This window comes from Acidimicrobiales bacterium (genome assembly GCA_035540975.1).
Taxonomy (GTDB): domain Bacteria; phylum Actinomycetota; class Acidimicrobiia; order Acidimicrobiales.
Genome location: DATLFN010000096.1, coordinates 1 through 23208, shown reverse-complemented (window position 1 = coordinate 23208; position 23208 = coordinate 1). Strand labels below are relative to the sequence as shown.

The 23208-nt window shown below is 71.2% G+C and carries 22 protein-coding genes and 1 tRNA gene; 6 read left to right on the top strand and 17 right to left on the bottom strand.

Features of this window, described 5'->3' with window-relative positions; translation table 11 throughout:
* The first annotated feature begins 130 nt into the window (after positions 1-130).
* The 3 genes from VM242_10590 to VM242_10580 are packed head-to-tail and all read left to right on the top strand — an operon-like array spanning position 131 to position 3203.
* Complete coding sequence (locus VM242_10590) at positions 131-844, top strand: helix-turn-helix transcriptional regulator (protein ID HVM05612.1); 714 nt, start codon at positions 131-133, stop codon at positions 842-844.
* On the top strand, positions 837-2219 hold the full coding sequence (locus VM242_10585; GenBank protein HVM05611.1) for a site-specific integrase: 1383 nt from the start codon (positions 837-839) through the stop codon (positions 2217-2219). Before VM242_10590 ends, VM242_10585 begins: the two co-directional genes overlap by 8 nt.
* A gap of 9 nt (positions 2220-2228) precedes the next feature.
* Positions 2229-3203, top strand: a complete 975-nt coding sequence (locus VM242_10580; GenBank protein ID HVM05610.1) for a hypothetical protein — start codon at positions 2229-2231, stop codon at positions 3201-3203.
* A gap of 48 nt (positions 3204-3251) precedes the next feature.
* Here VM242_10580 and VM242_10575 read toward each other — a convergent pair whose 3' ends face one another.
* The 16 genes from VM242_10575 to VM242_10500 all read right to left on the bottom strand — a co-directional run bounded on the left by VM242_10575 (position 3252) and on the right by VM242_10500 (position 19407).
* Positions 3252-4967, bottom strand: a complete 1716-nt coding sequence (locus VM242_10575; protein HVM05609.1) for a DUF4209 domain-containing protein — start codon at positions 4965-4967, stop codon at positions 3252-3254.
* 274 nt (positions 4968-5241) lie between these two features.
* Positions 5242-5328 (bottom strand) — tRNA-Leu (locus VM242_10570).
* Between the two features lie 67 nt (positions 5329-5395).
* Positions 5396-6886 carry an ABC transporter substrate-binding protein gene (locus VM242_10565; protein HVM05608.1) on the bottom strand — a complete coding sequence of 497 codons (1491 nt, stop codon included), beginning with the start codon at positions 6884-6886 and terminating at the stop codon, positions 5396-5398.
* 8 nt (positions 6887-6894) lie between these two features.
* On the bottom strand, positions 6895-7941 hold the full coding sequence (locus VM242_10560) for a dipeptide ABC transporter ATP-binding protein (GenBank protein HVM05607.1): 1047 nt from the start codon (positions 7939-7941) through the stop codon (positions 6895-6897).
* Entirely contained in the window at positions 7938-8978 is a 1041-nt protein-coding gene (locus VM242_10555; protein ID HVM05606.1) for an ABC transporter ATP-binding protein, read from the bottom strand. Before VM242_10555 ends, VM242_10560 begins: the two co-directional genes overlap by 4 nt.
* Positions 8975-9910 carry an ABC transporter permease gene (locus VM242_10550; protein ID HVM05605.1) on the bottom strand — a complete coding sequence of 312 codons (936 nt, stop codon included), beginning with the start codon at positions 9908-9910 and terminating at the stop codon, positions 8975-8977. The genes VM242_10555 and VM242_10550 overlap by 4 nt, the downstream gene beginning before the upstream one ends.
* Positions 9903-10880, bottom strand: coding sequence for an ABC transporter permease (locus tag VM242_10545; protein ID HVM05604.1), 978 nt, complete (start codon positions 10878-10880; stop codon positions 9903-9905). The genes VM242_10550 and VM242_10545 overlap by 8 nt, the downstream gene beginning before the upstream one ends.
* A 62-nt stretch (positions 10881-10942) precedes the next feature.
* Positions 10943-12655 carry an ABC transporter family substrate-binding protein gene (locus tag VM242_10540; protein ID HVM05603.1) on the bottom strand — a complete coding sequence of 571 codons (1713 nt, stop codon included), beginning with the start codon at positions 12653-12655 and terminating at the stop codon, positions 10943-10945.
* Between the two features lie 55 nt (positions 12656-12710).
* A complete protein-coding gene (gene secG, locus VM242_10535; protein ID HVM05602.1) occupies positions 12711-12938 on the bottom strand; it encodes a preprotein translocase subunit SecG in 228 nt (75 codons plus the stop codon).
* Positions 12939-12969: 31 nt separating this feature from the next.
* The gene (gene tpiA, locus VM242_10530) at positions 12970-13752 is read right to left on the bottom strand and encodes a triose-phosphate isomerase (GenBank protein ID HVM05601.1); all 783 of its coding nucleotides are present in this window, start codon (positions 13750-13752) and stop codon (positions 12970-12972) included.
* A complete protein-coding gene (locus VM242_10525; GenBank protein HVM05600.1) occupies positions 13745-14875 on the bottom strand; it encodes a phosphoglycerate kinase in 1131 nt (376 codons plus the stop codon). Before VM242_10525 ends, tpiA begins: the two co-directional genes overlap by 8 nt.
* A 2-nt stretch (positions 14876-14877) precedes the next feature.
* The gene (gene gap / locus VM242_10520) at positions 14878-15891 is read right to left on the bottom strand and encodes a type I glyceraldehyde-3-phosphate dehydrogenase (protein ID HVM05599.1); all 1014 of its coding nucleotides are present in this window, start codon (positions 15889-15891) and stop codon (positions 14878-14880) included.
* A 58-nt stretch (positions 15892-15949) separates the two neighbouring features.
* Positions 15950-16810, bottom strand: coding sequence for a uridine diphosphate-N-acetylglucosamine-binding protein YvcK (gene yvcK, locus VM242_10515; GenBank protein HVM05598.1), 861 nt, complete (start codon positions 16808-16810; stop codon positions 15950-15952).
* A gap of 47 nt (positions 16811-16857) precedes the next feature.
* Positions 16858-17718: an RNase adapter RapZ gene (gene rapZ, locus VM242_10510; GenBank protein ID HVM05597.1), complete on the bottom strand. Its 861-nt coding sequence runs from the start codon at positions 17716-17718 to the stop codon at positions 16858-16860.
* A gap of 57 nt (positions 17719-17775) precedes the next feature.
* Positions 17776-18033, bottom strand: a complete 258-nt coding sequence (locus VM242_10505; GenBank protein ID HVM05596.1) for a hypothetical protein — start codon at positions 18031-18033, stop codon at positions 17776-17778.
* Between the two features lie 627 nt (positions 18034-18660).
* Positions 18661-19407 carry a class I SAM-dependent methyltransferase gene (locus VM242_10500; GenBank protein HVM05595.1) on the bottom strand — a complete coding sequence of 249 codons (747 nt, stop codon included), beginning with the start codon at positions 19405-19407 and terminating at the stop codon, positions 18661-18663.
* 52 nt (positions 19408-19459) lie between these two features.
* On the opposite strand from VM242_10500, the gene VM242_10495 reads away from it, so the two are divergent.
* From VM242_10495 to VM242_10485, 3 genes are read left to right on the top strand one after another with little or no spacing between them, the layout of a single operon-like run.
* Positions 19460-20662 (top strand): glycosyltransferase family 2 protein, encoded by a 1203-nt coding sequence (locus VM242_10495; protein HVM05594.1) that lies wholly within the window; start codon positions 19460-19462, stop codon positions 20660-20662.
* 2 nt (positions 20663-20664) lie between these two features.
* Positions 20665-21411, top strand: a complete 747-nt coding sequence (locus tag VM242_10490) for a class I SAM-dependent methyltransferase (protein ID HVM05593.1) — start codon at positions 20665-20667, stop codon at positions 21409-21411.
* Positions 21412-21467: 56 nt separating this feature from the next.
* Complete coding sequence (locus tag VM242_10485) at positions 21468-22814, top strand: hypothetical protein (GenBank protein ID HVM05592.1); 1347 nt, start codon at positions 21468-21470, stop codon at positions 22812-22814.
* A 63-nt stretch (positions 22815-22877) separates the two neighbouring features.
* Here VM242_10485 and VM242_10480 read toward each other — a convergent pair.
* A partial coding sequence (locus VM242_10480) for an excinuclease ABC subunit C (GenBank protein ID HVM05591.1) occupies positions 22878-23208 on the bottom strand: 331 nt, incomplete at its 5' end.

Here is a 23208-nt window from a genome sequence, read left to right as displayed (position 1 = left end):
ATAACATGATGGAATGGCGGGGCGGACGGCGCAACACCAGGCCGCCGGCCGCCTGTCCCCCATCTGAGACGGAGGCCCTGTGGCGAGAGCCCGAGCGCAAGGCGACCGGAGCTGGAACGCCAGCCAGGTCGTGGCACACAACCTCGCTCGGGCCCGGGAGCTACGGCGGCTGACGCAGACCGAGGTCGCTGAGCGGCTCAGCAAGTTCACCGGCTCGAAGTGGAGCCAGGCCACGGTTGCCCAGGCCGAGGGGTCGGTCGCCGGTCAGCGGGTCCGCCAGTTCACTGCCAACGAACTGGTGGCGCTGGCCCGCACGTTCGACCTGCCCGTGCTCTTCTTCTTCCTGCCGCCCGATGACGGCGAGGGCCAGCTCGTGACGGATGACGCCGAGGGCGGGCTCCCGTGGGAGTACCTGCTGGTGCTCGCCCTTGGCCATCGCGGCAACTTCGCCGTCCTCGCTGAGCGCGCCGCCAACTGGGAGCACGTGCTGCGGGCGGCGGTCGAAGCCCCGCCCGGAGACAACCTGGACGACGACGACCGCCTCGCCGCCCTCGCCGGCGCCCGGCTCCGGACGCCCCTCCTGCCGGAGGACGTCCTCGCCGCCGCCTTCCACGGGCTCGCCGCCCGGCGCATGCGGGGTGCTCCCCGCCGGGGGGACGACGTGGCCACGTTCGCTGAGAACCTCCGCGGTCTGGCCGACGCCCTGAACGCCTTCAACAACTACCGTCCCGGTACCTTCCTCGACCCGCAGGTCGTGGACGACCTCGCGGCCAAGCGCCGCCCCGCAGCCAAGCGGCGCCGCCGTGCGCCCGCAACCGATGCGCAGGAGGTCGACGATGAGTAGCCGCGGCAATGTCCGCAAGCGAGGGACCACCTGGACGTACTACGTGTACGTCACCGATGGCGGCGGCGAACGCCGCCAGGTCAGCAAGGGCGGCTTCCGCACCCGGCGGGAGGCCGAGGCGGCCCGCATTGCGGCGATGAGCTCCCTCCAGAAGGGGACGTGGGTGCGACCGGAGCGGGTGACGGTCCGGGAGTTCCTCGAAGAGGAGTGGCTTCCAACCCAGGCACCCCCGACGCTGGAGGAGAGCACCTACCGGTCGTATCGGCGCTACGTCCGCCTCCATGTCGTCCCGCACATCGGCGGCATCCTTCTCCAGCAGCTCACTCCCCTCGACCTCACGGCCATGTACCGGGCCCTCCTCGAGTCGGGCCGCCGCCCGGCGACGCCGCCGAAGCACGTCCACCCGGCCGACGTCGGCGACCTGGTCGACGACCTCCGGGCGAGCGGGCTCACCTGGACGGCGGTGGCCGCCGGCGTCGCCGAGGCCTTCCCGAACGAGGCCGGCATCACCCGCCACGCCGTCGCCGCCCTCCACCGCCGCCGCCAGACCCCGCCGGCGACGCGGGTGCCGCCACCGGCCGGGCTCAACCCGAGGACGGTGCGGTACGTCCACTCGATCCTCCACGCCGCCCTGAAGGACGCCATGCGGTGGAACCGTGTCGCCCGCAACGTGGCCGACGCCGCCACTCCCCCGCCCGTCGGGTCGACAATGCGCGGCCAGCGCACGACCTGGACGGCCGAGCAGCTCGGCGCCTTCCTCTCTTTCGTCGCCGACAACCGTTACCTGGCGCCGTGGATCTTCGTGGCCACCACGGGCTGCCGGCGCGGCGAGTGCCTCGGACTGCGCTGGTCCGACGTCGATCTCGACCGGGCGACGGCGGTCATCTCCCGCCAGGTCACATCGATCGACCACGTGATCGTCGTGAAGGAGCTGCCGAAGACCAAGCGTGGTCACATGGTCGCCCTCGACTCCAACACGGTGGCGATGCTCCGGCGCTGGCGGGCTCAGCAGAACGAGGAGCGCCTCCTCGTCGGGCCGGGCTACGTCGACCAGGGCTACGTCTTCTGCAAGCCCGACGGCTCCGCCTACGACCCCGACCGCTTCAGCCGGGAGTTCCTCCGCAAGCAGGACCAGTACAACCGGCTCCACGTCGGCGACCGGCTACCTAGGCTCACCCTCCACGGCCTCCGCCACACCTGGGCCACCCTGGCGCTACACGAGGGCATCGACATCAAGGTCGTCAGCGACCGCCTCAACCACTCCAGCACCTTTGTGACCCGGGAGATCTACACCCACGTCACGCCCCCGATGCAGAGCGATGCTGCAGAGCGGGTAGCCAAACGCATATTCAACAAACATACCGGCAGCGCATAGCCTGAATCTATGAGTGACGAGTGGGTTCCTTCCGACTATGTAGCCAGAGCGATGTCTACACGCCAAGTCCGCGTCGCAGGCACCGACCACATCACCCAGGTGACTCGCGAAGCGCTCGAAGGAGCCGCTGCTCAGGTCTCAGAAGGCGCGTTTCTCCCGATGACGATCGAGCACCTCGACTACATACCGCCCATCGGCCGATGGCATTCAGCTGAGGTGGTTGAAGCACCCGATGGTGAGTTTGAGTTGGAGCTTCGAGGCAGCTCCCTTCGACAGCTCGTTCCAGCAGGTGACGACCCGACGGACATACTCCTCCAAACCGAGTTGCTGCCAGAAGCGGATCATCCGCCAGTTACTGACGTGAGGCTAAATCTTGTCGGTCGGAATTACTCGACCGATTCACTCGAGGCGTTGATTGAGGAGGCGCCCTTCGAAGTCGAAGTCGAGGAGAAGTGGTCACACCTCCCACCATTGATTTGGACCCTCAGTATTCCGGTTGTCTGGGGCGCCTGCAAGTTCACGGGTGCCTTCTTCGAGGCTCTCGGCAAGGAGTCTGCGGAGTCATTTGCGAGGTGGCTGCGCGCCGCATGGAGTCGGTCTAGGGAACCTGATCGTGACCGCATGCTCGTCCTGCGATTTGAACTTGGTGATGGCACCTTGCTCTACGGTTTCATACCTTCCGAGTACGACGCCGTCGAAGCTGAGGAGAACCTGCTGGCCGGGCTCAAGCAGGCGAACACGCTTGCGGGGTTCGCCGGCCTTCAGCGGGAACGTGGCGTGTTTCCCGGTATGGAGCGAGCTGCCTTCATCTTCAAGGATGGTGGTTGGCACCTTGCCTGGTGGACGGACGGTGCAGCCGTCTACCGAACGCACTGGTTCGACAGAAACCTGCCTGATCCAGCCGGATACCTTGGACGACCGCTCCTGGACGATGGCGGGCGGGAGCCAGCCAATCATGGCGAAGAGGAGGCCGACCAGACGTAGCACGCAGCCACGAGTGCACCAAGGCGGTCGCGACTCACCGCTCCCGGTTCAAGCATTGCGCGCTGGCTCAGAATCCGCGCCGTCGATGGGCTTCGGATGCACGAAAGTCAGGTACAGGACAGCGATCAGGACCAGACCAGCACCGGTGGCGCCGACGTCGTCGACGAACCCATGAAGGGCTTCGTTTCGGAAGTTCCAACCGTTCGGGGCTGAGAGGAGCGTCCGCAGGAACCGGTACCACGACTCATCGAGACCGCGCTCGGCGAGCTGCGGCAGCAGTGCGCCGAGCCCGGGATACGTTCCGGGTGCTCGCTCCCTCTGGACGCGGTACAGCGGCGAATCGACTGCAAGCAGGAGGGTGCGGGACAGCCGTTCGACCAGCGGAAGACCGGTGTACGCGGCGGCTTCGTAGTCGCCGGCATTGAACCGGCACACCACCCGGGCGATCAACGCCGCGGTCGCTCCGTCGCAACGGACGGCGCCAAGCGCCTCGACAACGTCCTCGACTGTTGGGTCGAATGCCGCACCGACCCTTCGGAGCGCCTCAGCCACCAGCGGGCCATACAACTGGAGTCCCATGATTTCGATGTCGGTCAGCTGGTCGTCGAGCTTGTCGTCGTTGGACTGGGCCGAGTAACGCGGCAAACCGTCTCCGCCGAGACGCACTTTGGGAAACAGCGCCTGAAGCGGATGCTCCCGACCGAGTTCGGCAGCCGTCTTGCGATTGCGGTCGACATCCCCGGTGGGCGGACCATTCGCAAGCAACCTCATCACCGACTCCCACCAGGTGCCGCCCACCATCGAGCCGATGTACTCCTCAACCTGCTCTGGTGTGATGGTCGATGGAATCTCGACTTGGATGCGCGCCAGCTCGGGCGGGCCGGCCGTCTGCATGGCCACAACGGCACGATCGACGAGATCGGGGAGTCCCCGCTCTCGAGCGAGCTTCGCCGCCTTCTCCCGATGCATTATTGCAACGAGCGGGTCGGCGCATTCGGCCTCGTCGAGCCAACGCTCGACAAGCTGACGGTCGAGATCCTTCCGCGCGCCCTCGTCGGCTGCGCGTCGGCGCTGGAGCTCGATCGTCCTCTCAACGTTCGAGGCGTCCGGAAAGCGGCAGCGTGCTCGATGGAGAAGATCGTCGACCACCGGATCGGCACAACGACCATCGACAAGAATCTTGATCAAGCGCACGGCAACCCCTGGCTTTGGCTCGGCGTCATCGATGCTGGCTCCAGCAGTCCGAACGACCTCAGCCGTGACACGGTCGACGAGATCGTTTCGGCGGCCGAGCCGAGCCAGGTGATCTGCGCGGCGAAGTGCGTCGACCGAGTGCAACGACTGAGGGTTCCCTGAAATCCCGTCCTCGATGTACGCCTCCGCTGCACCGGTGAGATGAACTCCGACTTCGCCCCACCTGCGCTCGAAGAGGAGGTCGTGCAACCGAGCCCGAACGCGGGGATGCTGTGCGTGCCCCAGCACCCGCTCCCACAGCTCGTACGCTTGGTCGGGCATCTTGGGGAGCGGGGCCGGCACTGACCCTCCACCTTCAAAGGTCACCATCGGCCCGAATCGCTCACCATCCCCGTCCTTATCGCGGGCGTGGAACCGGAAGGCGTCGGCGAGGCGCTGGCGATCGGTGTCGTGACGTCGGCCGCCGACGATGGCGTCGACGATCTGGTGCTCCCACTCATGCTCGGTCGCCGCGGCATCGGCCCGCCTCGCGAGCTCCAACACCAGGTCGTCGTCGCCTCCATCGGCCATCACCTCATGGTCCCATCCCGGTGTCGACGTGCTGGGTCATTTTCGCCCGAAGTCGCCAGGCACCGTGCGCTCCGAGCACGGTGCCTTCGAGCTTTGCCGAGGGTCCTCGTTGCTCGATTCACGCCGACGACGACGCCAACTGACGTCGGACCCTGCGGTCCAGCAACGGTCAGCGGCCGCGTGACGGTGATGACAAATTGATGACAAGCGGCCCTTCGGGCATCTACACCGGCGCCGCCGCAAGCCCCTGACCAGGGCTTTCGCGGCTCCCCAGTGGTGTCGGAGGGGGGACTTGAACCCCCACGCCCTTGCGGGCACCAGCCCCTCAAGCTGGCGCGTCTGCCTATTCCGCCACTCCGACGTGGCCCCGCCCGTCGACCGGCACGGGACGGTCACTCTACCGCAGACGTCCCCCGGACCGGCTTGGGTCAGCGCACCCGCCACCACTCCTCGGCGTTCCAGGCGGCGCTCGGCGCGTAGCCGTTGGGGCGCACCCCGCCGAGCCCGTCGCGCCACGCCACCACGGTCACCGGCCGCCACAGCGGCAGCAGGAGGGCGTCGTCCCGAAGCCTGGCCTCCAGGGCGCTGACGGCGGCCTCGTCGCCGGCGTCGGCCGCCCGCGCCAGCCCCTCGTCGACCGACGCCCACCGGCACGTCCAGCACGGATCGGGCCCGTCGAGCTGCATCACGACGGCCGCCTGGTACGCCCCCTCCGCCACCCACCGCTCCACCCGGTCGGCCTCGGCGTTGCGCAGCTCCAGCCGCCCGCCCGCCGGGTGCGCCCGCTTCTGCATGGCCCGCTGCAGCACCTCCAGCATGGGCTCCTCCAGCTGGCCCACCACGTCGACGGTGACGCCGCGCAGGGCCGAGGGCGTCCCCGGCCCCACCCCTGCCCAGGCCCCGCCCCGGCCAGCGCCAGCGCCGTCGGCGAACCCGTCGAGCACCGCGGCCTCGTCCCGGAGGAGCGTGCCCACGAAGGCGCCCCGGTCGACGCTCGCCGCCACCGCCGCCCGCTGCGCCCTTGCGAGGCCGCCGGCGCGGAGCAGCAGCCCCGTCCACCACCCGCTGCGCTCGCTGCGCGCCACGGACACGCCCGGGATCGACTCCAGCTGGCGCGTCCGCACGGACGACGCCGGCGGCATCACCACGTCCAGGTCGCCCTTCTCCAGGAGCTTGCGGGCGATGGTCGCCTCGGGGACGAGCACGAGCCGGACCTCGTCGAGGAAAGGCCGCCCCCGGTGCCACCGGTCGTTCGCCCGCAGCACCGCCTCCAGCCCGGGGACGTACGCCTCCACCACGAACGGGCCGCCCCACACACCGGGCCCCGGCGCCGCTACCGAGTCCGTCCCCGACCACAGCCGGCGCCATCCCGGCAGGGGCGACGTGAACCGCACCGTGACGGTCCCGTCGGCCCCCGGGCCGTCCACGCCGGCGACGAAGCGGGGGTCGGCCGAGCGGCGCAGGTCGTCGGCGGTCACGGGCGAGCCGTCCGACCACACCGCCCCGTCGCGGACCCGGAAGGTGGCGGTGGTGTGGCCGGGGCTGTCCCGGTCGCTCCCGTCGGCGACCAGCGACGGGGACCAGCGCCCGTCGGGGCCGGCCACGAACAGCTGCGGCAGCACCAGGGCCCGCACGGCGGAGCCGCCCAGCGTCGGCGCCGCCGGGTCGGGCTCCCCCCACACCCCGACCCGGGCCGAGCCGCCCCGGGGCCGGTCGACCCGGGTGGCGGGCGGCGCTTCCGAGGAAGGGGGACCAGCGCCCCCCGGCCCGGCCCCCGACCCACCAGACGACGCCGAGGACGGCGTCGACGACGGCGACGAGGGCGACGACGAGCACCCCGCCGCCGCCACGGCACCCACCAGCAGCGACGCCGCCCAGCGGCCGACGGCGCGCCCCGAGGGCGCCCCACCCCGAGGCACGAGGACGGTCAGACGACCTCTTTGACCTCGGCGAAGTGGCAGGCGGACGGGTGCCCCTGGCCACGGTCGACGAGGGCGGGCTCCTCCTCGGCGCACACGTCCTGGGCCTTCCAGCACCGCGTGCGGAACCGGCAGCCCGACGGCGGGTCGACCGGGCTCGGGACCTCGCCCTGGAGGACGATCCGGCGCCGGCGCCGCTCGGCCTGGGGGTCGGGGACGGGCACGGCCGAGAGCAGGGCCTGGGTGTAGGGGTGCGACGGCCGCTGGTAGATGTCGTCGCGGGTGCCGGTCTCCACGATCCTGCCGAGGTACATGACCGCCACCCGGTCGGAGATGTGGCGCACCACCGACAGGTCGTGGGCGACGAACAGGTACGCGATCCCCAGGCGGGCCTGGAGGTCCTCCAGCAGGTTCACCACGCCGGCCTGGATCGACACGTCGAGGGCGGACACGGGCTCGTCCAGCACCATGACCCGGGGCTCGAGGGCGAGGGCGCGGGCGATGCCGATGCGCTGGCGCTGCCCGCCCGAGAACTCGTGCGGGTAGCGGTTGCCGTGCTCGGGGTTGAGCCCCACCAGCCGCAGCAGCTCGCGGGTCTCGCCTCGCACGTCCACGTCCAGCCGGTGGATCCTGAACGGCTCGCCGACGATGTCGGCCACCGTCATCCGGGGGTCGAGCGAGGCGTAGGGGTCCTGGAACACGATCTGGATCTCACGCCGCAGCCGGCGCAGCTCCTTGCGCTTGAGGGCCAGCAGGTCGACGCCGTCGAACTCCACGGAGCCGGCCGTCGGCTCGTGGAGCCGCAGCACGCAACGGGCGATGGTGGACTTCCCCGAGCCCGACTCGCCGACCAGGCCCAGCGTCTCGCCGGGATGGAGGTCGAACGACACCCCGCACACGGCGTGGATGTCGCCCACCCTGCGGCGGATCAACTCGCCGGAGTGGACCGGGAAGTGCTTGACGAGGTCGCGCACGGCGAGCACGGGCGCGCCCGCACCCGCAACCGCCGACGCCCCAGCGGCCGCCGCCGCCCCGTCGCCGTCCGCCACCGTCATGTCGGCTCCACCTCGAGCGCCTCCAGCTCCTCGGCGTAGTGGCAGGCGGACCGCTGGCCGAGGCCCCCCACGAACCGCAGCTCGGGGATCACCTCGCTGCACATCTCCCGGACGAACCGGCAGCGGGGGTGGAACGGGCAGCCGGTGGGCGGGTGCAGCAGGCTGGGCGGCGCCCCAACGATCGGCGTGAGCCGCTCCTGGCCCTCGGCGTCGAGACGGGGCAGCGACTCCAGCAGCCCCAGCGTGTACGGGTGGCGGGGCCGCAGGAAGACGTCGTCGACCAGCCCCTGCTCCACGGCCCGCCCGGCGTACATCACCATGACCCGGTCGGCCACCCCCGCCACCACGCCGAGGTCGTGGGTGATCAGCACGATGGCGGAGCTGACCGCCTGCTGGGCCCGCTCCAGCACGTCGAGGATCTGGGCCTGGATGGTGACGTCGAGGGCGGTCGTCGGCTCGTCGGCGATGAGCACGTCGGGGTCGTTGGCGATCGACATGGCGATCATGGCCCGCTGGCGCATGCCCCCGGAGAACTCGTGGGGGTACTGGCGGGCCCGCTTGGCGGCGTTGGGGATGCCGACTAGGTCGAGCAGCTCGACCGCCCGCTCCATGGCGGCCGAGCGCTTGACGTCGTTGTGGACCCGGATGGCCTCGGCGATCTGGGCGCCGACGGTGAACACCGGGTTCAGGGACGTGAGCGGGTCCTGGAAGATCATCGCCAGCTTGCGGCCCCGGTACCGGCGCAGCTGCTTGTCGGGCAGCCCGAGGATCTCCTCGCCGCGGAAGCGGACCGAGCCCTTCACCGTCGCCGTCCTGGGCAGCAGCCCCATGACCGCCATCATCGTCACCGACTTGCCCGATCCCGACTCGCCGACGATGCCCACGACCGCCTCGGCGTCCACCGTGAAGCTGACGCCCCGCACGGCGTGGACGGGGCCGTCGGGGGTGGCGAAGTCGACCGTCAGGTCCTCGACCACGAGGACCGGCTCGGCGCTCGCCCCACCCGACGGCCCGGGCCCGGGAGCTTCGCCGCTCATGCCCGCACCCTGGCGTCGCGGGGATCGATGGCGTCCCGGAGCCCGTCACCCACGAAGTTGATGCACAGGCAGATCAGCATCAGCCACAGGCCCGGCAGGTAGAACATCCACGGTCGGGTGTAGGAGGCGTTGGAGCCCTCGGCCACCAGCCGGCCGAGCGACGTGTCCGGCGGGGCGATGCCGAAGCCGAGGAACGACAGCGCCGTCTCGATGAGGATGGCCGCCGCCACCAGCAGCGTGGCGTTGACGATGATCGGCGCCAGGCTGTTGGGCAGCAGGTGGCGGAGGATGATGCGGGAGTCGCTCGCCCCCAACGCCCTGGCCGCCTCGACGAACTCGCGTTCGCGCAGCGACAGGAACATCCCCCGCACGACGCGGGCGAGCGGCATCCAGGCGAAGGCGGCGATCACCAGGGCGATCGCCATCCAGTTGCCGCTCTGGCCCCTGTATCGCGAGGCCAGCACCAGCAGCACGGCCAGGCTGGGAATGGTGAGGAACAGGTCGGTGACCCGCATGAGCACGGTGTCCAGTAGGCCCCGGTAGTAGCCGGCCAGGGCGCCCACGGTGGCCCCGAACGACGTGGCGAGGGCGGCCACGATCAGCGCCACGAGGATCGACCGGCGGGCGCCCCGCAGCACCAGCGTGAACATGTCGTGGCCGATGAAGTCGGTGCCGAACCAGTGCTTCGACGACGGCGGCTGGTTGGTGTCGGGCGTGAGCTCGTCGTAGCGGTACGACGTGATCGTCTCGCCCAGGAACGACGCGGTCATCAGCACCAGGAGGACCACCAGGCTCGCCATGGCGAGGCGGTGGTGCACGAACCGGCGGACGATCCGGCGGGACTGGCTCTCCGCCTCGGCACCGAACTCGTCCAGCTGGTCGCCGACCGGCAGCTCGGGGACCCCGACGGGGGCGGGCGCCAGGTCAGCCACGGCGGGTCCTCGGGTCCAAGAAGCCGTAGAGCAGGTCGGCGACGAGGTTGAACACCACGACCATCATGGCGGTGACGAGCAGCCACGCCTGCACGACGTTCACGTCGCCGACGCCCAGCGCGTCGACCAGCAGCCGCCCCATGCCGGCCCAGCCGAAGACGGTCTCGGTGATGACGGCACCGCCGAGGACGAGGCCGAAGTCGATGGCCACGACGGTGACCACCGGGATCAGCGCGTTGCGCAGGCCGTGACGGAACAGCACCCGGGCACTCGAGACGCCCTTGGCCCGGGCGGTGCGGATGTAGTCGGCGTTGAGCACCTCGAGCATGCTGGCCCGCTGGAAGCGGCTCCAGGCCGCCATCTGGATGAGCACCAGGGTCAGGCTCGGGAGGATGAGGTGGCCGATCCGGTCCGCCCACACGGTGAAGAAGCCGCCGGCCAGGTTCGGCGTCTGCTCGCCGGCGACGAAGAACACCCTCTCGCCCAGCCTCCGGTTGACCCGGATGCCGACGTCCCTCAGCACGGCGGCCAGCCAGAACACGGGCATGGAGAAGAACACGAACGCGAGGAACGTGGCGGCGTAGTCGAACCTCGAGTACTGCTTCACGGCCGCCACGACGCCGATGACCATGGCGAGGAGCACGGAGACCAGCGTGGCGAACACGACGAGTCGCAGCGTCACGCCCAGGCGCCGGAACAGCAGCGGGCGAACCTCCTCGTTGGTGAAGGAGCGCCCGAGGTCGCCCCTCACCACGTCCTTCACCCAGATGCCGTAGCGCTCCAGCACCGGCTTGTCGAGGTTGAGCTGTTGGCGGCGCAGCTCGATGACCTCCTCGGTGACGCCCGGGCGAAGGCGAAGGTCGGCCAGGGGGTCTCCTCCGGCGGTGGCGACGAGCACGAACACGATGAAGCTCGACGCGATGACGACGGGAATGGACACCGCCAGCCGGCGCAGGGTGAAGGCGAGCACTTGATTTCAAGTATGGCGGTCCCGGCGCCGTCGCCGGCGCCGGGACCGCCAGGCCTGTCCTGCTACTGGGCTGAGGGCTTGAGGCCCCAGTTGACCGAGTTCCAGAAGAACGACTCGGTCGAGGTGTTGTCGATGATGTTGGCGTACCGGTCCTGGTAGGCGAGCACGCCAGCCGGCTTCTGGAACAGCGGGATGTTGGGGAGGTCCTCCCACAACAGCTCGTCCAGCTCGTTGAGCTTGTCGGCCCGCTCGCCCTCGTCGAGGATCGCGGCCGCCTCCTTGATCCCTGCGTCGAACTCCGGGTTCGCGTACTTCCCGAAGTTCGAGTCGCTGTCCGAGGAGAAGATCTGCTGGCCACCGCTCACCTCGAACGGCGTGCCGACCCAGGCGAAGATGAACAGGTCGAAGTCGCCCGACGCCCCGATCTTGCCGATGGAGTCGGGGGCGGCGAAGTTGTCGATGCGGACGTCGATCCCCACGCCCTTGAGGTCGGCCTGGATCAGCTGCTCGAGCTGCTCGCGGAGGGGGTTGGGCTGGAGGACCCGGATGCGGAACGACGCCCGCTTCCCGTCCTTGGCGTAGATGCCGTCGCCGCCCTTGACGAAGCCGGCCTTCTCCAGCGCAGCGGTCGCCTTGGCCACGTCACGCTTGGCGTACTCCTGGCCGTGGGCCTCGTACTCCGGCTGGTTGGTGACGAACATCCGGTTGTCGAGGCGGCTGGCCTCGTCGGAGAACGGCTTCATCAGCGTGGCCACGTAGCGGTCGCGGTCGATGCCGTAGGCGATGGCCTGGCGCACCTCCTTGACGGCCAGGAGCTCGTTCTTGAAGTTGAAGTCGAGGTGCTCCCACGCCGGGCCGAAGTTCGCCTCGCTGTGCACGCCCGAGAGCGTTCGCAGCTGTTCGAAGAGGTCCACCTGCGGCTGGGGGTAGATGATCTGGACCTCGTCGTTGCGCAGCGTGTCGGCGTGCGTCGACGGGTCGGGGATCTGCCGGAACACGATCGTGTCCAGGTTGGGCTCGGGGCCCCAGTACTTGGGGTTGCGCTCGAGCGTGATGTGGGCGCCCTTGGCCCATTCCTTCAGCTTGTACGGGCCGGCCGAGGCGAGCGGGCTGGCGTCGAAGCCGGTGTTCCAGCCGCCCGGCTGCGCCTTGCCCAGGTGGGCGGGCGGCAGCGGGTCGCCGAACAGCCCCTCGTACTCGACGTAGGGCTCCTCGAACGCCAGGCGGAATGTCTTCTCGTCGACCTTCTCGAAGGTGGAGACGTCGTAGCCCGCCGTACTGGCGCAGTCGAGGCCGGTGACGTCCTGGCCGGTGTCCTCGTCCTTGGCCGTCGGCTCACCCTGGTCGATCTTGCCGTTGCAGCTCAGCCACACCCACTCGAAGTCGTCGCTGCTCACCGGCGTGTCGTCGTCCCAGATCGCCTCCTCGGCGATCTTCCACTCGACGGTGAACGGGCTCTCGGAGACGACCTCGGCCTCACCCGCCAGCGCCGGCGTCGGCTCCACGCTGAGGTCGGGCAGCGCCCGGTAGGAATAGGGCCACACGTGCTGCATGATGTGGCGCAGTTCGAGCAGGTTGTCCTTCGACGTGAGGTTGTTGAACCCCGTCGGCTCCTGCTCGGCGGCGTAGGCGATCGAGCCCCCCTCGCGCACCTCCTCGGTCTCGCCGCCGGTCGCTCCGCCCTCGTCCTCGTCGTCCCCGCCGCAGGCCGCCGCCACGAGCGAGACGGCGAGCAGCGTGCCCAGCAGCGCCTTGCGGCGCCTTCCTCCAACCACCTTGTCGGCCTCCTTTGACGGTCCCCGGGGGGACCCCCTGCTGGTTGCCCCCCGGCTACTGCAGACGTATGGCGAGGATCGTGGTGGTGAAGGCGAACACGAGCGCGGTCGCCACGGTGATGCGGTCGAGGTTGCGCTCCACGACGGTGGACCCTGCCGCAGCGCTGCCCATGCCGCCGCCGAACATGTCGGACAGGCCGCCGCCCCGGCCGCTGTGGAGCAGGATCAGCACCACGAGCAGGAGGGAGGCGACGACGTGGACGACGACGACGACCGCGGTCAGCACTGTGGCTCCAGGCTAACAGCAGTCAACTTCATTCAGGGCTCGTGCGATACCGCACGATGCGCGCGAAATCGTCCGCGTCCAGGCTGGCGCCGCCCACCAGGGCGCCGTCGATGTCGGGCTGCGCCATCAGCTCGGCGGTGTTCGACGGCTTGACCGAGCCCCCGTACTGCACCCGGACGGTGGCGGACGCGTCGGTCCCCGAGACGTCGCCGACCACCTGGCGGATCAGCGCGCACATGGCCTGGGCGTCGGCGGCGGTGGCCGTCTTCCCCGTCCCGATGGCCCAGATGGGCTCGTAGGCGATGACCATGGCGCCGACCTGCTCGCGGGCCAGGCCGGCCAGGCCGGCCCGCACCTGCCCGTGCACCTTGGGCTCGGCGTTGCCCGCCTCCCGCTCGTCGAGGGTCTCGCCCACGCACATGATCGGCGTCATGCCGGCGGCGAACACGGCCCTGGCCTTCTTGTTCACCATCTCGTCGGTCTCGCCGAACAGCTCACGGCGCTCCGAGTGGCCGACGATGACGTAGCCGACGTCCAGCTTGGCGAGCATCTGCGGGCTGACCTCGCCCGTGAAGGCGCCCCTCTCCTCCCAGTGGCAGTTCTGGGCGCCGAGGGTGATATGGAGCTTGTCGGCCAGGATGACCGTCTGCACGGAGCGGAGGGACACGAACGTCGGGTGGACGGAGACGTCCACCGCGTCGTAGTCGTCGTCCCGCAGGGCGTAGGAGAGCTTCTGCACCACCTGGATGGCGTCGAGGTGGGTGTGGTGCATCTTCCAGTTCCCGCTGATGAGCGGCTTGCGATCAGCCATTGCGCGCCACCGCCTCCCGGAGCGCTTTGAGGCCGGGCAGGTCGCCGTTCTCGATGAGCTCGAGGGACGCCCCGCCGCCGGTGGACACGTGGTCGATGCGGTCGGCCAGGCCGAAGGCGGCCATGGCGCTGGCGCTGTCGCCTCCGCCGACGACGGTGAACCCCTTGGCCTCCGCCATCGCCTCCGCCACCGCCCGCGTCCCGGCCGCGAACCGGGGGTCCTCGAACACTCCCATGGGCCCGTTCCAGAGGACGGTCCCGGCCGAGGAGACCTGGTCGGCGAAGTTGGCCGCCGTCCCCGGGCCGATGTCGAGCCCCTTCCACCCCTCGGGGACGTCCTGGCCCAGGGTGGCGACCTCGCCCCCGGCGTCGGGGTCCATGATCTCGCCACCCGGCCCCAGGGCCACCACGTCGGTGGGGATGAGGATGGTGGCGCCGGCGTCCAGCAGCCGCCGGCAGTTGTCGACCTGCTCGGGCTCGAGCAGCGAGTCGCCCACCTCGTGGCCCAGGGCCTTGAGGAACGTGAAGCACATGCCGCCGCCGATGAGCAGGGTGTCCACCGACTTCAGCAGGGCGTCGATGACCTTGAGCTTGTCGCTCACCTTGGAGCCGCCCAGCACGGCCACGAACGGCCGGTCGGGGCCCTCCAGCAGGCCGCCGAGGACCTCGACCTCCCGGGCCAGCAGCCGGCCGGCGGCGCTGGGGAGCCGGGCCGGCGGGCCGACGACCGAGGCGTGGGCCCGGTGGGCCGCACCGAAGGCGTCGTTGACGTAGAGGTCCTGGCCCTCGACCAGCTTGTCGACGAAGGCGGGGTCGTTGGCCTCCTCGCCGGGGTCGTAGCGGAGGTTCTCCAAGAGGTCCACCCCGGGGGCGAGCTCGGCCAGGCGCTCCCTGACCGGCTCGACCGTGTACCTGGGGTCGGGCTTGCCCTTGGGGCGGCCCAGGTGGGTGCAGGCGGTTACCGTGGCCCCGTGCTCCTGGAGCCACCGGATGGTGGGCATGGCGGCCCGGATGCGCAGGTCGTCGTCGATGCGCCCGTCGGAGATGGGCACGTTGAAGTCGGCGCGGAGGAGGACCCGCTTGCCCGAAGGATCCGGCAGGTCCTCCAGCCGGGGAAGGTCCACTACTACTTCTGGTTGGCGGCGCCGACGATGAGGGCCAGGTCGACCAGTCGGTTCGAGTAGCCCCACTCGTTGTCGTACCAGCCGAGCACCTTCACCAGGCTGCCCATGGTCATGGTGAGCCCCGAGTCGAACGTGCAGCTGGCCGGCGACCCGATGATGTCGGACGACACGATGGGGTCGTCGGTGTAGACGAGCACCTTGGCCAGCGGGCCGTCGGCCGCCGCCTTCTCGAAGGCCGAGTTGACCTCGTCGACGGTGACCTCGCGGCCCAGGATGGCCACCAGGTCGGTGACGGAGCCGTCCTGCACCGGCACCCGCAGGGCGGTGCCGTCCAGCTTGCCCTGCATGGCCTGGAGCACCAGGCCGGTGGCGCGGGCGGCGCCGGTGGACGAGGGGGTGATGTTGACGGCCGAGGCGCGGGCGCGGCGCAGGTCCTTGTGGGCCAGGTCCAGCAGGTTCTGGTCGTTGGTGTAGGCGTGGACCGTCGTCATGAGGCCCTTCTCGACGCCGAAGGCGTCGTCGAGGACCTTCACCATGGGGACGAAGCAGTTCGTGGTGCACGAGGCGTTCGAGATGACCTTGTGCTGCTCGGGGTCGAACGTGTCGTCGTTCACGCCCACGCAGAAGGTGCCGTCCACGTTGGTGGCGGGGGCGGAGATGACCACGCGGGGGGCGCCCGCCTTGATGTGGGCCGACGCCTTCTCGCCGTCGGTGAAGAAGCCGGTGGACTCCACCACGACGTCCACGCCCAGGTCGCCCCACGGCAGGGCGGCCGGGTCGCGCTCGGCGAAGACCTTGATCTCCTTGCCGTCGACGGTGATGGAGCTGTCGCCCGAGACGACCTCGGCGTCCAGCCGGCCGTGCGTCGAGTCGTACTTCAGGAGGTGGCCGTTGGTGGCGGGCGGCACGAGGTCGTTGACTCCCACCACCTCGAGGTCGGCGCCTGCTGCCCGGGCCGCCCGGAAGAAGTTGCGCCCGATGCGCCCGAAGCCGTTGATACCGACCCTCACGGTCATGGATGTGCCTCCCGTGTCTGCTCGAATCCGCCCACTGGATGCTGGGTTGCGCCAGACCCTATCCGAGCAGATTCTCCAGCGCCGCCGCCAGTCTGGCGGGGTCGTGACCGCGGCCGTCGTCCCGGGCGACGTCGGCGGTCACCACGGGGACGGGCAGGCGGCCGTCGGGGGGCGGTGGGAACGTGTGGTCGCACAGGACCACGTCGATCTCCACGCCGTGGGCGAGGAGGGCCTCCACGTGGCCCGCCGCGTCGTACCCCGCCGTCTCCGGCTCCTGGGGGCCGAGGTTGCACACGTAGACCCGCCAGGCCCGGCTGGCGGCCACGGCGCGGGCCAGCTCGGGGGCGGCCAGGGCGGCCAGGACGCTGGTGAACAGCGAGCCGGGGCCGACCACCACCTGGTCGGCCTCGGCGACGGCGGCGAGGGCGGCGGGCGGCGTCCCGGCGTCGGCCGGGAGGATGGACACCCGCTTGATCCGCCCGGCGGCGGTGCCGGTGGCGACGGCCAGCTGCCCCCGCACCGTCCCGCTCTCCCCCTCCGCCTCCAGGACCACCGGGTGGGCGGTGGCCGGCAGCACCCGCCCGCCGGGGCCGACGCCGACCAGGCGGGCCGCCTCCTCCAGGGCGGCCAGGAAGTCGCCGGTGGTGGCGCTCAGCCCGGCGATGACGACGTTGCCGAGGGAGTGGCCCTCCAGCTCGCCGGCGTCGAAGCGGTGCTCGAAGGCCCGGGCCCACAGGGAGTCGGGGTCGCCCATGGCGACCAGGCACCGGCGCAGGTCGCCCGGCGGGGAGATGCCCAGCGCCTCCCGCAGCCGGCCGCTGGAGCCCCCGTCGTCGGCCACGCTGACGATGGCGGTGACGTCGCCGGCGTAGCGGCGGACGGCCGAGATGCTGGCGGCCAGGCCGTGCCCCCCGCCCACGGCCACGACCCGAGGTCCGCCACCGGCGCCGCCGGTGGAGCCGGCGGTCACCGGTTGCCCCGGGCGATGTCCCGGTGGTTGACGACGGGGCGGAACCCGTGGGCCTCCATGGACCGCGCCACCTCCTCGGCCAGGGCCACCGACCGGTGCCGGCCCCCGGTGCACCCCACCGCCACCGACAGGTACGTCTTGCCCTCCTTCACGTAACCGGGCAGCACCAGGCCGAACAGGTCGTCGAGGCGGGCCAGGAACTCCTTGGTGTCGGGCTGGGCGAGGACGTAGTCCCGCACGGCGGGGTCGAGGCCGGTGAGCGGGCGCAGCTCGTCCACCCAGTGGGGGTTGGGGAGGAAGCGGCAGTCGAACACCAGGTCCACGTCGAGGGGGATCCCGTGCTGGTAGCCGAACGACACCACCGACGTCCGCATGCCGCCCACCGGGTCGGGCTCGAACAGGTCGACCAGGCGGTCCCTCAGCTGGTGGACGTTCATCTCCGTGGTGTCGATGCGGATGTCGGCCTGCGCCTTGATGGCGGCCAGCGACTCCCGCTCCAGGTCGATCCCCTCGGTGACCGTGTCGGCGTCCACCGGGTGGCGGCGGCGGGTGCCCTCGAAGCGGCGCACGAGCACGTCGTCTGCGGCGTCGAGGTAGAGGACCCGCACCGGCCCCCGCCCCGCCTTGCTGAGGTGGTCGATGGCGCTGGTCAACTCACCCACGTAGGCGGCGCCGCTGCGCCCGCTGACCAGGGCGACCTTCTCCGTCTCCCCCCCGGTGAGGTTCATCTCGGCCACCTGGGGGATCAGCGACGGGGGCAGGTTGTCGATGACGACCCACCCCAGGTCCTCCAGGGTGGCCGCCGCCGTGCTGCGGCCCGCCCCGGACAGCCCGGTGACGACGAGGAACTCGGCCATGGGCCTCATTGTCACAGGCCGGGGGCAGCCTGGTGGCCGGCCCTTCCCCTTCTTCTGTCAGAAAGCGACCGCTGAGGTGGGAAAGTGACCGAAGAAGCGCTGGCCGGCGTCGCCCGGCGCCAGTACGCCCTGTTCACCGTGGTCCAGGCCATGGACGCCGGCCTGTCCCCGCGCCAGGTCGAGGCCGGGGAGCGCCCCGGGCGCCGGGAGCGGTTGTACCGGGGCGTCCACCGGATGGGTGGCGCGCCGGTCGGCGACGAGCAGCGCCTCCTCGCCGCCGTGCTCGCCGTCGGCCCCGGCGCGGCGGCCTCGCACCGGGCGGCGGCGTGGGTGTGGCGCCTGGTCGACGACCTGCGCATCGAGGTGACGGCCCCTCGCCGGTCGCGCGTCCCCGGGGTGACGACCCACGTCCGCCCGGCGGGGTGCCGGGCCGTGGTGCGCCGGGGGATCCCGTGCACCGACCCGCTGCGCACGGTGCTGGACCTGGCGGCGACGGGCGACGAGGTGCTGGTCGCCGGTGCGCTCGACCGCGGCATCGCCGACGGGCTGTTCACCGCCCCGCCGTGCGGGCGGCGCTGGAGCCCACGGCCGGCAGGGGCATCCGGGGTGCCGGGGTGCTGCGGCGGGTGCTGGCACGCGGCTGGACGCCGACGGCGAGCGGGTGAGCGCCCTGGAGAGCGCCATGGACCGGGTGGTGGTGCGGTTCGGCGTACCGCCGCCGGTGCGCCAGCACCCCGTGGGCGGTACGCCGTACCGGCTCGACTACGCCTGGCCGGACGCCCGGGTGGCCGTCGAGGTCGACGGGTACGGGCCGCACTCGTCCCGGGAGGCGTTCCAGGACGACCGGGGCCCGCCAGAACGTCCTGGTGCTGGCCGGGTGGACGGTGCTGCGGTTCACGTGGCCCGACGTGCGGGGCCGCCCGGCAGTGGCCGGGGCGGCGGTCAGGCGGGCGCTGGGCGCTTCTCGGCCCGCATGAAGAGGAGGCGGGGGATGGTGGCGGCGTCCCGGTACTCCTCGGCCCGGGCGATGAAGCCGGGCGGCGGGGCCGGCTCCTCCATGCGCACGACGAGCAGCCCGGCGCCCGCCATGGCGTTCACGTAGCGGGACAACGGCCGGTGGATGAACGGGATGAAGATGCCCTTCTCCACCTCCTCCAGGGTCGAGTCCTCCACCAGGTAGGGCCCGATGCGCCAGTACTGCTCCTCCAGGATGTGGTCGTCGATCCATCCGCTCCCCGGCGTCTGGAGCAGCGGGTGGTTGAGGAAGAACAGGAAGCGCCCGCCCGGGCGCAGGACCCGGGCCACCTCGGCGACAGCGGCGTCGGGCGCCTCGATGTGCTCGAACACCAGGCAGGCGACGACGGCGTCGAACGCCCCATCGGCGAAGGGGAGGGCGGCCGCCCCGGCCCGCGCGTAAGCGGGCCCGCCCGCCCGGTCCCGGGCGGCGACGAGCTGGGCCCGGGTGGGGTCGACGCCGGCGACCAGCGTGGCGCCGAGACGGGCGGCCAGGCGGGCCACCTGCCCCTCCCCCGTCCCCACGTCCAGCACGCGGGTGGCGCCCGCCAGGTGCTCGGCCGCCAGGGGGAGGATCTGCTCCTCGTACTCGGCGTCGGCGCCCTCGGTGAACCCCTCCTGCCACCACCCGGCGTGGGTCTCCCAGAGGTCGTCAGGGGTGTCGGGGATGGCCACGCCCGCAGCGTACGAGCGGCCCGCCGCACCGGAGCGTCCGTAGACTGCGGGCATGCCAGGGTCCCTCCGGCGGCCTGAAGCGGCGCGGGGAACCGCGGGCGAGGCGGAGAAGGACGGGCTCCCGGAGCGCGCCGCCCTCGCCGAGCTCGCCGGTGCCGGCGCGGCCATGACGGAGGCGGCGCGCTCGCTGGCGACCGGGGCGGTGTTGCGCGGGCGACTCAGCCCCGAGGCGGCGGCCCTCCTGAGCCCGTGCACGGCCCAGGAGCTCCGGGCCATCGCTGCCGATGCCGGTCGAGTCGACGGCCAGGGCGGCTCGGACCCCGTCGTCGTCAGCGTTGTCGTCCCCGCGTTCAACGAGTCGGACAACCTTCGGAGCCTGTGGGAGCGGCTCAAACCGGTGCTCAACGAGCTCGACCCCGGTGAGTTGGTGGTCGTCGACGACGGCAGCGGGGACGAGACGTGGAAGGTGATCGTCGAGTTGGCGGCCGAGGACCGTCGCGTCCGCGGCGTCCGCCTCAGTCGGAACTTCGGCCACCAGGCGGCCCTGTCCGCCGGCATGGCCGCGGCACGGGGTGACGCGGTCTGCCTCATGGACGCCGACCTCCAGGATCCTCCGGAGCTGCTGCACCGGCTCGTCGAGGAATGGCGCAACGGGAACCAGGTGGTCTACGCGGTCAGGCAGACCAGGAAGGAGGCGCTGCTGAAGCGCCAGGCGTACCGCTGGTTCTACCGGGTCTACAAGCAGGTCGCCGACATCGACGTGCCCCTCGACAGCGGCGACTTCGCCCTCCTGGATCGCCGGGTGGTCGACGAACTGCTCGCCCTGCCCGAGCACAATCGCTTCCTGCGAGGGCTGCGGAGCTGGGTGGGCTACCGCCAGATCGGCCTTCCGTACGACCGAGACGCCCGTCATGCCGGCACGCCGAAGTACACGTTCCGCAAGCTCATCCGGCTCGCCCTCGACGGGCTCGTCTCCTTCTCCGCCGCTCCCCTACGCCTCGCTTCGATCTTCGGGGTGATCGTCGCGGTCGCCGGCGGCCTCTACATCGGCGTGGCCATTGCCGCCCGGATCTTCTTCGGTGGCGTGCCGAAGGGTTGGACGTCGATCGTGGCGGTTGTCCTGGCCATCGGGGGGATGCAGCTCATCGTGGTCGGCGTGCTCGGGGAGTACGTGGCGAGGATCTACGACGAGACGAAGGCGCGGCCCAATTTCCTCGTGGCCGAGACGACCGCCGACTACGAACGGCCGGCGTAGCGGTGGACGCCGCGGTCTACCGGGCCCACGCCGAGCTCGAGCGCGACCACTGGTGGTTCGTCGGCCGGCGGGCCGTCGTGGGCGACGTCCTGGAGCGCCACGTCGGCACCCGGGTCGGCCGCATCCTCGACGTCGGCTGCGGAACAGGAGGGATGCTGCCGCTCCTGGCCCGCTTCGGGGACGTCACCGCCTTGGAACCCGAGCCCTTTGCCGTCGACCACGCCCGAAGGCAACCAGTGAAGGCCGAGGTCGTCCTCGGCCGCGTACCCGAGGACGTCCCGGCCACCGCCGACTTCGACCTCGTCACGGCGTTCGACGTGATCGAGCACCTGGAGGACGACGTCGGCGCCCTTCGCTCCATGGCGTCCGCCACCCGCCCGGGCGGCACCGTGCTGGTGACCGTCCCGGCCCTGCCGTGGCTCTGGAGCGAGCACGACGTGGCGAACGGGCACTTCCGCCGATACCGGCGACGAGATCTGGCCCGTGTCCTGGACGAGGCCGGCATGGACGTACGCCACCTCTCGTTCTTCAACGCCGTGCTGTTCGCTCCGATCGCTGCCGTCCGTCTTGTGGGGCGCCTGCGCCGGGCCGAGCGGCCCGGGCGCAGCGACTTCGACATGGGGCTTCCGCCCAAGCCGGTCAACCGTCTCCTTGCCGGGCTGCTGGGCGGCGAACGCCGGCTCGTCTCGGGCCGCGGGCTGCGGCTCGGCGTCTCGCTCATCGCTGTGGCGCGCGTGGGGCCGTCCTGACGACGGGATCGCTGGAAACCGAAGCGGCAAGCCGGCGTTGGGGCCTCGTGATCGCCGTGCTCGCCGCGATCCCGTCGATCGCGTGGGGCCTCGCGGGCGCCGACTACCTGTCCGACGACTTCTGGGTCGCTCACGAGCTCGTCGCCAACGGTGTGCTCGAGGGTGCGATGAACCTCTCGTTCGAGGCGCCGGCCCGCCCGGCGGTGGGCCCCTACTACGTGTTGGCGTACCAGGTCCTCGGCGACCGCCCTGTCCTCCACGCCGTTCTCATGGGCTCTCTCAACGCACTCGTCGCATTGCTCGTCTGGCGGGCCCTCAGGGAGGTCGTCACCAGCCGGACCGCCCTCCTGGCCGCGCTGGCCTTCGCGGTGGTACCGAACCGCGGGGCGACCCGCCTCTGGTTCGTGCTGGGACCGAACCTCGTCTCGCTCGCCTGCCTCGCCGGCGGGGCCTTCCTGCTCCTCCGGCGAGGGCGCGTCGGAACGGCTGTGGCGCTGTTCGTCGTCGGGATCCTCGCCCACGAGGGAATCGCCGCCGTCGCTGCGCTCGTCATCGGATGGTGGTGGCTCCAGGACAGGCGTGCACGATTGCGCCCGGCTGCCGTGGCACTCGCGCCGGTTGCAGCGATCACGACAGTCGCACTCCTGGTCTCTCCGAAGAGAGGCGGGAGCTCGCCGGGTCCCTTGGCGAACCTCGACACCCTGGGGGCCGGCCAGCTGGGCGCGGGGTTCTGGGGGTCCGACCTGCTCGGAGCGATCGCCATGGTCGTTCTCGTCGCCGCCGCCACGTGGTCCATCGCCACCACGGTGCTCCCGTCGTTCCGGGGCCCGTCGACGGTGCGTCGCGAGGTGCTGATCGGCTGCGCACTACTGGCGGCCGGCGCGGCGCCCTTCGCTCTCGGAGGAGCGCCCTTCGCTGTCCGCGGGATCTTCGACCGCAACAACCTCGTTCCCGACCTCGGCTCCTGCCTCGTCCTCGCTGCGTTGCTGGCGGCGACCGTCCGCCTGTCCCGCCCGCTCGGCACCGTCGTAGCCACACTGGTCATCGTCGTGCTGGCCGCCGGCAACGTCCAGGACGTCCGCGACTACCGGGACGCGGCGCGTGAGGGCGACGCCCTCGTCGAGATTGTTCTTGCCGACGTGGATCCCAGCGTCGGCCGAATCGTCGTCGTACCACCGTTGCCGGGGGACACCGGGGTCGCGCAGTTCATCCTCGACAGCGACCTCAACGCCGCGCTGCAACTTCGCCACGGGCCGGAGTGGGCGTCGGTGCGGATGCCGGCCCGCACGCCTCGTTGCGCCGATCTCGTCGCGGCATCTGCCGGCGAGCCGGTATTCCTCTACGACCGGATCGACCGGACCCTGATCCCTCTCCCCGACGGCGAGGCCTGCCCCGATGGGTAGCGAACGACGAATGGAGCAGAACCTCGAGCAGGTGGGGGCGGCCAGGACGGGCCCCGGCGCCCGTCATGAGCCGTGCAGCTTCTCGTACACCGCCTCGGCCACGCGGTCGGGAAGCCACGGCAGCGCCTTCAGCGTCTCCAGTGACGCCTTCTTGACCGGCCCCACGCCGCCCAGCTCCTTCAGCAGGCGGGCCCGGCGGGTGGGGCCGAGGCCCGGGATCTCGTCCAGAGCGCTCCTCGTCATCCGCTTCCCGCGCAGCTGGCGGTGGTAGGTGACGGCGAAGCGGTGGGCCTCGTCCCGCACCCGCTGGAGCAGGTACAGGGCCTCCGACTGGCGGGGGATGCGCACGGGGTCGGCCCGCCCGGGGAGGAACACCTCCTCGAACTGCTTGGCC

Excerpts from the sequence above, each read along its gene's own strand:
- VM242_10585 (HVM05611.1), top strand. The coding sequence starts at position 837 with ATGAGTAGCCGCGGCAATGTCCGCAAGCGAGGGACCACCTGGACGTAC.
- VM242_10580 (HVM05610.1), top strand. The coding sequence starts at position 2,229 with ATGAGTGACGAGTGGGTTCCTTCCGACTATGTAGCCAGAGCGATGTCT.
- VM242_10575 (HVM05609.1), bottom strand. The coding sequence starts at position 4,967 with ATGGCCGATGGAGGCGACGACGACCTGGTGTTGGAGCTCGCGAGGCGG.
- VM242_10560 (HVM05607.1), bottom strand. The coding sequence starts at position 7,941 with ATGACGGTGGCGGACGGCGACGGGGCGGCGGCGGCCGCTGGGGCGTCG.
- VM242_10555 (HVM05606.1), bottom strand. The coding sequence starts at position 8,978 with ATGAGCGGCGAAGCTCCCGGGCCCGGGCCGTCGGGTGGGGCGAGCGCC.
- tpiA (HVM05601.1), bottom strand. The coding sequence starts at position 13,752 with ATGGCTGATCGCAAGCCGCTCATCAGCGGGAACTGGAAGATGCACCAC.
- gap (HVM05599.1), bottom strand. The coding sequence starts at position 15,891 with ATGACCGTGAGGGTCGGTATCAACGGCTTCGGGCGCATCGGGCGCAAC.
- rapZ (HVM05597.1), bottom strand. The coding sequence starts at position 17,718 with ATGGCCGAGTTCCTCGTCGTCACCGGGCTGTCCGGGGCGGGCCGCAGC.
- VM242_10495 (HVM05594.1), top strand. The coding sequence starts at position 19,460 with ATGCCAGGGTCCCTCCGGCGGCCTGAAGCGGCGCGGGGAACCGCGGGC.